Genomic DNA, 13,062 nt, shown 5'->3' on the forward strand with positions numbered 1-13,062 from the left:
GCAACGTTTGCTGACAGTAATTTTCGTGCCCGGCGGGGACCGGGTGCGACGGCATTTCTCGGGAGTGAGTGGTGGATTTGCGTCCGGCGTATTTGTTGCCACGCGGTAACAAGAAGCTCACCCCCGCAGTGGGATTCATCCGGCCGCGCACTATTCGCGCGCGACTGCGGCGAATTCTGATCGTCTCGGTGGCATTGGTACTGGGACTACTCGCGATCATCGTCTTTCAGGAATCGCAGCGGTACCGAGAAACCGGATCCACCGCGCACGCCGTCGAACTCGCCTTGGCCGCACAGGATCTCGTGCACGAAATGCAGCGCGAGCGCGGACTCACCAACGGCCTGCTCGGCGGGGACAGCGCGCTGCGCCAAGCCGTCGCCGATCAGCGCCTCGCCACCGACTTCGCGCTGCAGGCGCTCAACAGCACGCTCTCCGGCAATCCGCCCGGAGCCGAACAGGTGCGCGGCGCACTGGGCCAGTTCTCCGGCGTCACCGCCAATCGCAGCGACGTCGACAACCGGCACGTGGACCGCGGCACCTCGTTCCAGTTCTATTCCAACGCCATCGGCGCGCTGAACCAGGCACGCCCCGGTCTGGACAGCGCACAGGACACCGTGCTGTGGCGCGGACTGCAGGCGCTGCACGCACTCGGCGATGTCAAGGAGTACACCGCACAGGAACGCGGATTCCTCAACGGCGTCTTCGCCGCGGGCGGATTCGGCAGCGGAGAATATGTGCAGTTCCTCGATATCCGGGCCGCCAAACAAGCCGCCATCACCGCCTTCGAACGCGATGCCACCTCGGGGCAGCGGTCCCAGCTGTACGCCGTCATGCGCACGGACGACTCGCTGCGCGCGGCCGAGGCCGAGGCCGTGGCCATCGGGTCGGTGCAGGGACCGCTGCTGGAACCGGTGAACGCGGCCGAATGGTGGCGGCAGATGACCTCCGTCATCGACTCCGAACGCGGCGTCCAGCGCGCCATCGGCGACCAGATCCGCGACCGCGCCGGGGAACTGCGCTCCGACGCGGCCCTCAGCCTGGGCCGCTACGTGCTGGCGGCACTGCTCGCGGTGGGCGCGATGGTGGCGCTGCTGCGGTCGGCGGCGCGCGCCATCGTGCGACCGCTGGCCCGGCTCGCCGAAGAGGCCGACGAGGTCGCCTCGCACCGGCTGCCACGGCTCATCGCCACCTGGAACGACAGCTCCACCAGCGATCCCGAACCGCCGGAACCGGTCCGCGCCGACGAGACCGCGGGCGAGGAGATCATCTCCGTGGCGCACGCGCTGGACCGGGTGCAGACCACCGCCTTCGAACTCGCCTCCGCGCAGGCGCGGCTGCGGCGCAACACCAGCGAGTCCATGGCCAACCTGGCGCGGCGCAATCAGAACCTGGTGCGCCGCCAGCTCGGGCTCATCAGCGATTTCGAGCGCGAGGAGCTCGACCCGAACGCGCTGTCCAACCTGTTCGAACTCGACCACCTGGCCACGCGCATGCGCCGCAATGCCGAAAGCCTGCTGGTGCTCGTCGGGGAATCCAGCCCGCGGCGGTGGTCCACGCCGATCCCGTTGAACGACGTGATCCGCGCGGGCCTGTCCGAGGTCGACGACTACCGGCGCGTGGTCATGCGACGGGTCGACGAGGTCGCCATCGCCGGAGCACACGTCAGCGAGATCGCGCATATGCTCGCCGAACTCATCGAGAACGGATTGTCGTTCTCCCCACCGGATCTGGAAGTCGAGATCTACGGCCGCCGGCTCGGCTCGCGCTACATGCTCGCCGTCGTCGACCACGGTGTCGGCATGCCGCCCGACCAGCTCGCCGTCGCCAACGCCCGGCTGCGCGGTGAAGCCGACTTCCTGGTCGCACCCACCCGATTCCTCGGCCACTACGTGGTCGGCCGGCTCGCCCAGCGGCTGAAAATCGAAGTGGAACTGACGGTCTCCCCCACCAGCGGCGTCGTAGCCCGCCTGCTGCTGCCCGCGACGCTGCTCGGCGACCAGCAGCAGCCACCCGCGTCCACCGCCACCGAGTCGAAACACGCTGCGGCGAAACCTGTTCCGGACCCGGTACCGGTCACGGCCGAGGAACCCCCGGCCGGGCGGCACCGCCCCGCCCACGCCGCTCCGCCGCCCGGCCCGGCGGTCGCCGCAAACCGTCCCGGTCACGGCAATGACACCAGCTCATGGCTTTTCGGCCCCGGCGCGGGCGCGTCCGTGGGCAGCGGCCTGGTCGACGGCCTGTACAGCGAACCGCCCGCGGCGAGCCCCGCCACCGTGAACGGGAACCACCGGGCCGTCCCGGCCGCACCCGACGGCCCCGCCGTGAAGCTCGTGCCGCTCGGCGATACGCCCCGCCCCGCCGGCGGCGCACCGCTTCCGGTGGGCGCGAACGCATCTCACAGCGGTGCGAACAGCGCTGTTTCGGGAGGCGTCCCAGGCGTGCAACGCACACGAAACGGTCTCGTCAAGCGGACCCGCAAGACTGGCGGCACTGCGGGCGCCGGTCCGGGCGGCGCCCAGCCCGCCGCGGCGGTCAACCGGCCGGTAGCGCCACTCGCCGATCGGTCTCCGGAGGAAGTGCGCAGCATGCTGGCCGGATTCCGGGCCGGACATCAGCGCGGTGAGAACGGCGAGCCCACCAAGCCCGGATCGAAGGCATAGGAGAACCACTGGTGACCACCCACTACACCGATACCGACCCGCACACCTTCAACTGGCTGGTGGCCGACTTCGTCCGCAGCACCGACGGCGTGCGCGATGCCGTGGCCGTCTCCTCCGACGGGCTGCTCATGGCCATGTCCGAGGGCCTGGACCGCACCGCCGCCGATCGGCTCGCCGCCATCGTGTCCGGGCTGACCAGCCTGGGCCGGAGCGCTTCGCGCAGTTACGCTTTCGACGGCCTCAAGCTCATCATGATCGAGATGGGGCGCGGATTCCTGCTCGTCTCGTCCATGACCAACGGCAGCTGTATCGGCGTCATCGCCGACAGTCACGCCGATGTCGGCCTGGTCGGATACCAGATGGCCGTGCTCGCCGAGCGCGCCGGCGCGCTGCTCACCCCGGCGCTGATCTCCGAATTGCGAGAGTCCTTGAGCCGATGAGTGATTCGCCACGTCTACCGGATCCCCGCATGATCGCTCCACCGCGGACCGAGAACTGGGGACCCGCACCGCAATCTCCGGATCGACATCGGCCCTACCTCGCACCGGCTCGCCAGGCCGCCGAATCCCAGTTCGGCCCAGCGGAATTCGATGAGCAGGTGGTCCGCCCCTTCATGGTGACCGCGGGCCGCACCACGCCGCTCATCGACGGGCTGCGCATCGAAACTCTGGTCCGCGCCACCCCCGCCGCCCTCTCTGCGCCACTTCGTTTCGAACTGGAACGCGTGGTACGACTGTGTCAGCAACCGCATTCCATCGCTGAAATCGGTGCGGCCCTGCGCATTCCGGTCGGCGTGGCGCGGGTGCTGGTGAGCGATCTGGTGACCGCGAGCCATGCCTCGGTCAGCCGGGCCGACGAACTGTCGACCGCCGCACTCGAAAGGATCCGGGACCTTGTTCGGGCACTCTGAGAACCCCGCCCCCGCCGCCCCCCTCGCCTCCTCGGTCAAAGTGGTGGTCAGCGGCGGATTCGGCGTCGGCAAGACCACCTTCATCGGCGCCATCTCCGAAATCGAACCGCTCGCCACCGAGGCCGCCATGACCGAGATCTCGGTCGGCGTCGACAATCCGGGGCTGGCCAGTGGAAAGACCACCACCACCGTGGCCCTCGACTTCGGCCGCATCACCCTCGACGCGAGCCTGGTGCTCTACCTGTTCGGCACGCCCGGCCAGGAACGCTTCGAATTCCTGTGGGAGGACCTGCTCGACGGCGCGCTCGGCGGCGTGATCATGGTCGACACCAGCCGCGTCGAGGACTGCTATCCCGTACTCGACTACTTCGAACAGCGGCGCACGCCATTCGTGGTGGCGGTCAACCGATTCGACACCGCGCCCGGCTTCGACCTCGAGGAGGTCCGCGAAGCCCTGGATATCGGCCCCGGCATCCATCTCATGGATTGCGATGCGCGCGACCGGGAATCGGTCAAGCTCGTACTCGTCGCGCTCTTGGAACAGATTCTGATCGCCCGCCGCTCCCCCGCGCTGGTGGGCTGAATCGAGACCAGAACACCCCGGGTGCGCCGCACCCGGGGTGTTGCCCGAAAACCCTTCGTATGAGGGAGATTTAGCCGAACGAGCCGGTCCACAGGGTGTTGAGAAGACCACCCAGCGCCGCGCTGCCGGTGTTCACCACACCGCCGAGGGCCGCACTACCGGTATCGAAGGCAACCTGCGCAGAACCGAAAATAAGCGGGATCATTTTTCAACCTCTCTGTTGGGAGCCGCCGTGGCCGGGATCTCCGATCGGCGACGAGACCCACACTGCAGGGGCTGCCTGAAGAAGCCCTTGCCAGTAGCTGAGAGGTTGCTTAGACACGATGTGGTCCCGCACACCACCATTCGGTCTTGCTATGACCTAGCGGGGCGCGTGTCCTTCGGCCGAATACAGGCTCACTTCGCCGTCCTCGCCGAGAAAGGCGTTGACCAGCATCGTTCCGCTGGAACGTAATTCGTCGGGGCTCGGAGCCTCGGTCGTGATGGAAATCTGGGGCACCGCGGCCCAGTTGACGACATACCGTTCGGGCGGACCGCTGTCGGTCGAGAGGTGCGCCAACCTGAACACCGACACGCTCCGGCGAACAATCAGGTTTCGCACGACTTCCGCGATTCGCTCCGGGTCTTCCAGAGCGAACATGAAACCGAAGCGCAACTCCGGCGAGGATGCGTATGCGGGCACGAATACCGAGGCTAACGGACCGCAGCGCGTGTCGGCCCCGGCGCGCCGGACCGATTGCTATTCATAAGCCTCAGTAATCGGATTCATGACCGATCCGGCACAGCCGGGCGGCGTACCCGTCTGCGACAGCCCCTCACAGGTGTCGATCCGCCTCGAACCGCACCCCCCACGTGACCGTACTGTAATGGTGTATAACGATTTTCCGGCAGCTTCCCCGATCACGCGCCGGATGGTTGCGCCCGTTCGACTATCGCGCTTTCCTGAATATGTCCCGTATTTCGGACAGTCTCCCATCGCATCGTCGCGAAAATTTCCCGGTTTTTCACCGTGCCGTTCGTGGTGGGCTGTGTCGTTCCGACAGGCGGGACTGCGCCGAGGCCGAGGGGAGCCCCTCCCCGAAACCCCCTCGGCCCTGGCGCATCCAAAACTGTGGACCGCACAAGGGTGGGAATATGGCAACCGACTACACCGGAGCGGGATTCGGGGCCGAACTCCCATCGCCGTCAACGTTGCTGCGCGCCTTCCGGGATCCCGTCACCATCGAACGTCGCGATCGCGACGTCCTCGACTCCGCACACGAACTGGCCGGCTGCCACGAGCGCCGGCGCAACGCACTGGCCGCGGCGCACGCCGCCGACGCCACCCCGCAGGCGGTGGTGGAGTGCGGGCACACCGTGGAGGCCATCGACGAGCGACGAACGGAACTTATTGCGCGCATTGACGATTGGGTGGCGGGGAACATTCCGCATCACCGCAATGGGGCATCCCTGCACACCGAGACACTCGGGGCGGTCATCGACCGGATGGCGGCGAAATGGGTTGCCGCGCAGGAGGCACTGGGTGGTCCCACACCTCCCGCGCGGACTGCTTCGAAAAGCACCGACGGGCGGGCCTGGCGGCGCGGAGTCTCCGCGGCGCAGCGGCACATCGTGGACAGCGAGGCGCACCTGCAGTGGTATCGCCTCGCCGAACTCGCTGACGGCTATCGGGATCTGATCACCGAGGTGGCGCAGCACCGACGGCGACTGCCCACCTGGTAGCTCAGGACTCGCGAGGGTAGACGACCTCGGCGTCGATGACGTCGCCATCTGTCGTCGCCTTCGGGGCCGGATCCGGTTGCGGGGCAACGGGTTCCGGAGCCTCGTCGAAGTCGTCGTCAGCGAAGTCACCGGCCGGGTCGTCGGCGCGCTGGGCGGCGGCGTCCTTGGCGGCGGCCGCGGCGGCCTCACGCATTTCGATGGCGTCGGTGATCCAGTCGCCGATCTCACGGGTCACCTCGGCCACCGTGCCGGTGATGATGGTCGCGATATTTCCGACGTGCCGGGCGCCCGACGACGTCAATTCCTGAATCAGATCCTTGTTGCTTTCGAATTTCCCGATCATTCACACGCCCACTTCACTCGGCTGCCCCCGGCGCATCACGATAACACCGGCCTGGGGGCCATTCTTCACGAGGAACGGGGGCAGGGCCAGTTTGAACAGCTTTGCCCACACCGAGGCGATCTGCTTGGAGAAACGTCCCGTGTTGTACGGCAGTCCGTGCTTTTCACACAGCGCCTTCACCTCGGGCGCGATTTCCGGGTACCGGTTCGCCGGCAGATCCGGGAACAGGTGGTGCTCGATCTGATGCGACAGGTTGCCGGACATGACGTGGAAGAGCTTGCCGCCGGTGATGTTCGCCGACCCCAGCATCTGGCGGACGTACCACTCGCCCTGGGTCTCCTCGGCCGTCTCATCCTTGGTGAACGTCTGTACGCCGGTCGGGAAGTGACCACAGAAGATGATCGAGTACGCCCAGATGTTCCGCACCACGTTGGCGGTGAAGTTGGCGGCCAGGGTGGACAGGAACAGCGGGCCCGTCAGCGCCGGGAACACCACGTAATCCTTGAGCACCTGCCGGCCCGACTTGCGGATCTGCCCCTTGAGCAGCGCTTTCACCTCGGACCACTTGCGCTTGCCCTGGATGATGTTGTCGACCTCGAGGTCGTGCAGCATCACGCCCCACTCGAACAGCAGCATCAGCAGGGTCGCGTACACCGGGTTGCCCAGGTAGTACGGATTCCACTTCTGGCCCTCGTCGATGCGCAGCACGCCGTAACCGATGTCGCGGTCCATGTCGTGGATGTTGGTGTAGGTGTGGTGCATGTAGTTGTGCGAGTGCTTCCACTGATCACCCGGGCAGACGTTGTCCCACTCGAACGCCCGCGAGTTCAGGCCCGGCTCCCGCATCCAGTCCCACTGGCCGTGCATGACATTGTGGCCGATCTCCATATTGTCGAGGATCTTGGAGACGCTCAGCGCGGCCACGCCGGCCAGCCAGAACGGCGGCAGGAAGCCGAGATACAGCAGGCCGCGGCCCGCGATCTCGAAGCCGCGCTGCGCCTTGATCACCGAGTAGATGTATTCGCGGTCGCGGTCGCCGAGGTCGGCGGTGATGCGGGCGCGCAGGGCGTCGAGTTCGCGGCCGATCTCCTCGACCTGCTCGACGGACAGGACCAAGGGGCCCTCGGTGGTTTCGGTCAGAATCGCCATGATGATTCCCTCCTGAGTTCAGCTTGGCGAGTGGTTCAGATCGCGATGTCGACGTCGCCGACGGCCGCGTTGATGCAGAGCTGGATGGGCTGATCCGGATCGCTGTCCAGCTCGCCGGTGCGCAGGTTGCGGGTGCAGCCGCTGCGCTTGACGGCCGTGCAGGAGAAGCAGATCCCCATGCGGCAGCCGTATTCGGGTGTGAGACCGGCGGATTCGGCCTGCTCGAGCAGGGTCGCGCCGGTGTTGTCGGTGGTGACGGCACTGTCGGAGAAGGTGATCTCGCCTTCGGCGCTCGCCGGGTCGACGGGCGCGACGGCGAGGGTGAACTCCTCCATGTGCAGCCGGTCGGACAGGTTCTCGGCCTCGTAGACGGTGCGGACGGCCTTCATCAGCCCGCCCGGACCGCACAGGAAGGTCTGCGCCTGCGCGAACCAGGGCGCGAGGCTCTCCAGCTCGTCGTACCCGAAGTTCGGATCGCGCTGCAGCTCCGGGTAGCGGAACTCCACCCGGAAGTTGCTGTGCTGCATGGCGATCGCCTCCAGTTCGGTGCGATGCGGCACCCATTCCGGAGAACGGTTGTAATGCAGGAACAGCACCTGCCCCCGGTAGCCCTCGTTGGCGAGCGTGCGCAGCATGGACAGCACCGGCGTGATGCCGGAGCCGCCGCTGATCAGCACGATGCGGTCGGGCCGATGCTCGGGCAGGTGGAAGACCCCGGCGGCAGGAGTCAGGTCCACCACCATGCCCGGCACCGCCTCCTCGTTGAGGTACTGGGATACCAGACCGCCGGGATGCGCCTTGATCGTGAGTTCGATGTGGCGATCCCGGCGGCCCTGCGCGTGCACCGGTGAATAGCAGCGGGTGTGGCGCACGCCGTCGATGACCACGCCGATCTGCACGTATTGGCCGGCCAGGTGCTCGGCCGCGCCCTTGCGGTTCGGGCGCAGCGTCAGTGTCACCGAGCCGACGGCGCTGCGGCGCACGTGCGTGATCTCGGCGCGCAGCGCGCGCACGGTCAGGGTGGGGCTGATCAGCTCCAGGTAGCGGTCGAGCGGATGCGGGGTGGTCAGGGTCTTGGACACCAGATCTGCGAGTCCAGCCATGGGGGCCTCCTGTCACGTCGCCGGGCTGTCGGCGACGCCCTCTCTGCGGTGCTCCGTTCCGATTCCGCCACTGTGCGAAATCTCATTTCGGTGCACATCTGTACACTGAGATAGTCTGCCGGGAGTAACCCCTCCAGTTCAACCAGCAGGTCGTGTGACCCACACGACATCTCACGAAGGGCCGGAATGTGAACGGATGTATGCTCATCGAGATGAGCGAGCAGGCAGCAACCCGAGTTGAACGCAAGGAGCGCACCCGCGCCGCCCTGCTCGAAGGCACCCTCACCCTGGCCGCCGACCGCGGCTTCGCCGCCCTCTCGCTGCGCGAGATCGCCCGCTCCGCGGGCATCGTCCCCACCGCCTTCTACCGGCACTTCACCTCGCTCGACGAACTCGGCACCACCCTGGTGGAAGAGGGCGTACGCCAATTACGCGTCGCTCTAAGGGAATTGCGCCGCACCCCCGACGCCCGCCTCGCCGCAACCGTCCGCTTCGTCTTCGATCAGGTGGACGAGCGCCGCGACCTGTGGGGCTTCCTCATCCGCGAACGCCACGGCGGCTCCGCACCCCTGCGCGGCGCGATCTCCGTCGAAATGCAGCTCATAGTCCGGGAACTCGTGGTCGACCTGTCCCGAATCCGAGCCCTCGACTCTTGGTCCCCCGACGACCTCGAACTGGCCGCCGACCTCATCGTCTCCACCGTCGCCGACCGCATCGCCGACTACGTCGAAGCCCTCCCCCGCGACCGCCCCCGCATCATCGACCGCGCCGTACTCCAGGTCCGGCTGGTAGCCCTGGGCATGGAGAGCTGGCGCCCCTAACCGCGCTCCGCGCTATCCGGCGCGCCCGCGTCGGCGGCCGTCGGCCGGACCGAACTTCAACGGAAGCTGTAGAAGAAGAATCTCGATACGGCCTTCGATACGGCCTTCAGCTCGCAGCCTATCGGCTGTCGTCATCATGGCTTTCCTTGACTACGACGCGAATACGTCATCGAGGCAGTCAGCGCTGAGCGTTCTAGCTGTCCACAACCGAAGTCGCGCCGAGTCCGCGGAGCGCACAAAATCAACGATGTCGGCGCTCAACGTCCCGAACTTCAAAGAGAGCAACTCGAGGAGAGTCTCAGCACGTCCCTCGGCGCGAAGTTTGTCCGCGGTTGTCACGATGACCTCCTTGGCTCGGGGACCGAGTTGTTCGAGGACCGGTCCCAGATCGGCCACGCTGGTATTTCCGACAACAAGAATGTACGTCACCAGGCACTGGAAATCTGAGGTGCCGATCATCGCGCGCAGGTCAGCGGCCCTGGCGAGGAGCTGTTCGACCCAGCGCCGACTTGGCGGCACGGTCGAGGTCGATCAGATCCGCCAGCTCGGTCGAGTACGTCCACCGACGGCCTTTCGGGCTCGCGTGCACGACCAGCGGAATGATCGCGGGCAGCACTTTGGCGTGCGGATGCCGTTCCAGGGAGCGGTTCCAGATCGCGACCATGTACTCCACCATCCGGAACGGCATCAGCCGATCCGGCCGGCGCGTTCGAGTACTGAGCCACAAGGGCTTTCAGCGCGCCCGCAACTCGGGGCTGCGCACCGGGATCAGTGCGGCCAAGCCGAGAGCCAGTACCAGCAGGATGCCGAGGATGCCCGCCCGGTCGGCGTCGAACGCCCAGGCGAAGAACCCGAACAGGCTGGGGGCCAAGAAGGATACGGCGCGTCCGGTGGTGGTGTAGAGCCCGAACATCTGGCCCTCGCGGCCGGGGGGTGCGAGCCGGGCGAGGAACGAGCGCGCGGAAGCCTGTGCGGGGCCGACGAATACGGTCAGGGCCAGGCCGAAGATCCAGAACATGAGCGGGCCGGAGACCAGCAGCAGCGCGATACCGCAGCAGATCATGGCGACCAGCGAGAACACGATCACCGGTTTCGGGCCGATTCGGTCGTCGAACCGGCCCGCGATCACCGCGCCCAGCGCGGCGACGACATTCGCGGCCACGCCGAACAGCAGCACATCGGAGTCCGCGATCCCGTACACCCCCACCGCCAGCACGGCCCCGAAGGTGAACACGCCCGCCAGACCGTCCCGGAAAACCGCACTGGCCACCAGAAATCCGACGGTACGCCGGTCGACCCGCCACAACTCGCGCAGATCCCGCCACAGCACCCGATACGAATCAGCCAGCGCCCGCGCCCATCCGGTGAGCGCACCACCCTGGCGATCCCGAACCCCCACCGCCGCACCGGGATCGGCGGACGTGCGCGGCACCTCGGGTACGAGGAACAGCACCGGCAGCGCGAACGCCGCGAACCACACCGCCGCCAGCACCGCCACCAGCCGGATGTTCACTCCCTCATCGGTGGGCACCCCCAACAGCCCGCGATAGTCCCCGTCTCCGCTGATGAAGCCGAAGTAGCAGATCAGCAGCAGGAAGATTCCGCCGAAATACCCCATGGCCCAACCGAACCCGGAAACCCGCCCGACCGTCCCCAGCGTCGACACCTGCCGCAGCATGGCGTTGTAGGGCACATTCGCCAGCTCGAACAGCGTCGCCCCCACCGCCAGCAGCACCAACCCCAGCCACAGATAGTGATAGTCGTCGCGCACGAAGAACATGCCCGCCATCGCCAGCACCGTCGCCCCGGTCAAAATCCCCAGCGACAGTTTGCGTTTCGCCGTCGCATCGAACCACTGCCCGCTCACCGGCGCGGTCAACGCCACCACCAGCCCCGCGATCCCCAACGCCCACCCCAGCCAGGCACTAGCCGAGATCCCGCCCGGCAACCCCTCCCCCACCTTGTCCGTCAGATACACCGAGAACACGAACGTGAGAATCACGGCATTGAACGCCGCCGACCCCCAATCCCACAGCCCCCACGCCACCACCTGCCGACGACCAGCGGCCTGCCCGATCGTCGCCTGCCCCGGAACCTCGGTCATGCAGCGCAGAGTATGCGAAACCCGCTGGTCTGCACAGTCGAAACGCTCAGGCCATCGGATCGCCGGCCACGACCGGTAGGGAACTTTGGACTACCGCAGTTCAAGGCCGGAATCACTACTGCCGCGCTGCTGGTACCGCGGACTGAATGGGCAAAACCCCGCCCCCGGTAGGTGGCTTGGCGCAGGCTCGATTCATGGCTTACAGGTCGACCCGAATCTCATCGGTGGCGGTGCTTCCAGCAGGTGAAGCCGCTTTGCCTGCTCTCGGCAGGCGAAGCTCATAGGGCGCGGCGCGCCGGCGGTCGCCGTTCTCGCCGTGGTTTTGCTCGGGCAGTTCATGGCGGTGCTGGACGCGTCCATCGTGAACGTCGCCATTCCCGCCATCCGGGCGTCGCTGGACGCGACGGGGTCGGCGCTGCAGCTGATCGTGTCGGGGTATGTGATCGCCTATGCGGTGTTGCTGGTCACCGGGGCGCGGCTGGGTGACAGGTTCGGGCAGCGGGCCATGTTCCTGACCGGGCTGGCCGTGTTCACCGCCGCTTCGCTGGCCTGTGGGCTCGCGTGGAATGCGGTGGCGCTCATCGTGTTCCGGTTCCTGCAGGGGGTGGGGGCGGCGGCCATGGTGCCGCAGGTGTTGTCGCTCATTCAGCGGACCTTCACCGGAACCACACGGGCGCGGGCGCTTTCGGCGTTCGCGGTGGTGATCTCCGGGGCCATGGTGATCGGGCAGATCGTGGGCGGGATCATCGTGGATCTCGACCTGGGCGGGAGTGGTTGGCGGGGAGTGTTTCTGGTGAACGTGCCGATCGGGCTGGCGCTGCTGGCGGTCGCGCCCGGCGTGCTGCCCGCACCGGTCACTCGCGTGGATCGCGCGCTCGATCTTGCCGGGCTGGCCGCACTCACCCTCGCCGTCCTGCTGCTGGTGGTGCCGCTGGTGCTGGGGCACGAGATGGAGTGGCCGGTGTGGACCTGGATCGCCCTGACCGGTGCCGCAATCGGTTTCGCGGGATTCGCAGCGGTGGAGCGGTGGGTGCACCGGCGCGGTGGCGAACCGCTGTTCGCCGACCGGGTGTTGCGCGCGCCGGGGCTGGTGCTCACCGCCGCCACGCTCAATGTGGTCATGTGCACCTTCGGCGGGTGGCTGTTCGTGACGGCCATACACCTGCAGAGCACCCTCGGTTACAGCGCGCTGCACGCCGGGCTGCTGTTCCTGCCCAACGGGCTGGCCTTCGCCGTGGCGAGCCTGAACTGGGAGCGCGTTCCGGCCCGCTTCCACGCCGCCATGATTCCCACGGGATTGATCCTCGCCTCGGCGACCATGGTGACGCTGGGGCTGCTGCTCCTCGACGGCCGCGGCATGGGACCGCTGGAAATGGTCGTCTTCACCATCATGGGTGCCGGGTTCGGGCTGTCGTTCAGCCCGCTCATGACGCGCACGCTGGCCAGGGTTCCGGTGACCGTGGCCGCGGATGCCAGCGGCATCATCACCACGAGCACGCAGCTGGGGATCGTCGTCGGGATCGCGACCTTCGGCACACTGTTCCTGAGCCTGGATTCGGGGGCGGGCGCGCTCGGCGTCACCGCTGTCGCCGAGGGGGTGACGTTGCTGATCGCGGCGGTGCTGGCCGGACGCGCCGCCCGATGAGCGGCTCTATGCACTAAGTTGC

14 protein-coding genes are annotated in these 13,062 nt (G+C 67.2%); 7 read left to right on the forward strand and 7 right to left on the reverse strand.

Features of this window, described 5'->3' with window-relative positions; translation table 11 throughout:
- The first annotated feature begins 71 nt into the window (after positions 1-71).
- From JK358_RS30080 to JK358_RS30095, 4 genes are read left to right on the forward strand one after another with little or no spacing between them, the layout of a single operon-like run.
- Positions 72-2,660, forward strand: coding sequence for a sensor histidine kinase (locus tag JK358_RS30080; protein WP_307817802.1), 2,589 nt, complete (start codon positions 72-74; stop codon positions 2,658-2,660).
- Between the two features lie 11 nt (positions 2,661-2,671).
- On the forward strand, positions 2,672-3,100 hold the full coding sequence (locus JK358_RS30085; protein WP_201954307.1) for a roadblock/LC7 domain-containing protein: 429 nt from the start codon (positions 2,672-2,674) through the stop codon (positions 3,098-3,100).
- A 29-nt stretch (positions 3,101-3,129) separates the two neighbouring features.
- A complete protein-coding gene (locus JK358_RS30090) occupies positions 3,130-3,570 on the forward strand; it encodes a DUF742 domain-containing protein (protein WP_232852114.1) in 441 nt (146 codons plus the stop codon).
- The gene (locus JK358_RS30095; RefSeq protein WP_232852115.1) at positions 3,554-4,153 is read left to right on the forward strand and encodes a GTP-binding protein; all 600 of its coding nucleotides are present in this window, start codon (positions 3,554-3,556) and stop codon (positions 4,151-4,153) included. Before JK358_RS30090 ends, JK358_RS30095 begins: the two co-directional genes overlap by 17 nt.
- A gap of 70 nt (positions 4,154-4,223) precedes the next feature.
- Here JK358_RS30095 and JK358_RS40160 read toward each other — a convergent pair whose 3' ends face one another.
- Both JK358_RS40160 and JK358_RS30100 read right to left on the reverse strand, forming a co-directional pair.
- Entirely contained in the window at positions 4,224-4,358 is a 135-nt protein-coding gene (locus tag JK358_RS40160) for a hypothetical protein (protein WP_269811930.1), read from the reverse strand.
- 156 nt (positions 4,359-4,514) lie between these two features.
- Positions 4,515-4,808 (reverse strand): hypothetical protein, encoded by a 294-nt coding sequence (locus tag JK358_RS30100; protein ID WP_232852116.1) that lies wholly within the window; start codon positions 4,806-4,808, stop codon positions 4,515-4,517.
- A 479-nt stretch (positions 4,809-5,287) separates the two neighbouring features.
- Between JK358_RS30100 and JK358_RS30105 the strand changes: the two genes are divergently transcribed.
- On the forward strand, positions 5,288-5,875 hold the full coding sequence (locus tag JK358_RS30105) for a DUF4254 domain-containing protein (protein WP_201954315.1): 588 nt from the start codon (positions 5,288-5,290) through the stop codon (positions 5,873-5,875).
- A gap of 1 nt (position 5,876) precedes the next feature.
- Here JK358_RS30105 and JK358_RS30110 read toward each other — a convergent pair whose 3' ends face one another.
- From JK358_RS30110 to JK358_RS30120, 3 genes are read right to left on the reverse strand one after another with little or no spacing between them, the layout of a single operon-like run.
- On the reverse strand, positions 5,877-6,218 hold the full coding sequence (locus JK358_RS30110) for a hypothetical protein (RefSeq protein ID WP_201954317.1): 342 nt from the start codon (positions 6,216-6,218) through the stop codon (positions 5,877-5,879).
- Positions 6,219-7,367: a fatty acid desaturase family protein gene (locus tag JK358_RS30115; RefSeq protein WP_201954319.1), complete on the reverse strand. Its 1,149-nt coding sequence runs from the start codon at positions 7,365-7,367 to the stop codon at positions 6,219-6,221.
- A 35-nt stretch (positions 7,368-7,402) separates the two neighbouring features.
- Positions 7,403-8,470, reverse strand: coding sequence for a ferredoxin reductase (locus tag JK358_RS30120; protein WP_201954321.1), 1,068 nt, complete (start codon positions 8,468-8,470; stop codon positions 7,403-7,405).
- A 212-nt stretch (positions 8,471-8,682) separates the two neighbouring features.
- On the opposite strand from JK358_RS30120, the gene JK358_RS30125 reads away from it, so the two are divergent.
- Positions 8,683-9,291: a TetR family transcriptional regulator gene (locus tag JK358_RS30125; protein ID WP_201954323.1), complete on the forward strand. Its 609-nt coding sequence runs from the start codon at positions 8,683-8,685 to the stop codon at positions 9,289-9,291.
- A gap of 469 nt (positions 9,292-9,760) precedes the next feature.
- Here the strand turns inward: JK358_RS30125 and JK358_RS30130 are convergent, their stop codons facing one another.
- Both JK358_RS30130 and JK358_RS30135 read right to left on the reverse strand, forming a co-directional pair.
- Complete coding sequence (locus JK358_RS30130; protein WP_269811931.1) at positions 9,761-10,018, reverse strand: Rpn family recombination-promoting nuclease/putative transposase; 258 nt, start codon at positions 10,016-10,018, stop codon at positions 9,761-9,763.
- A 6-nt stretch (positions 10,019-10,024) separates the two neighbouring features.
- The gene (locus JK358_RS30135; RefSeq protein WP_201954325.1) at positions 10,025-11,395 is read right to left on the reverse strand and encodes an MFS transporter; all 1,371 of its coding nucleotides are present in this window, start codon (positions 11,393-11,395) and stop codon (positions 10,025-10,027) included.
- Between the two features lie 316 nt (positions 11,396-11,711).
- Between JK358_RS30135 and JK358_RS30140 the strand changes: the two genes are divergently transcribed.
- Positions 11,712-13,040, forward strand: a complete 1,329-nt coding sequence (locus tag JK358_RS30140; protein ID WP_307817803.1) for an MFS transporter — start codon at positions 11,712-11,714, stop codon at positions 13,038-13,040.
- Positions 13,041-13,062: the final 22 nt, after the last annotated feature.

It is taken from the genome of Nocardia acididurans (assembly GCF_016741815.1).
In the GTDB taxonomy this organism is placed as follows: Bacteria; Actinomycetota; Actinomycetes; order Mycobacteriales; family Mycobacteriaceae; genus Nocardia; species Nocardia acididurans.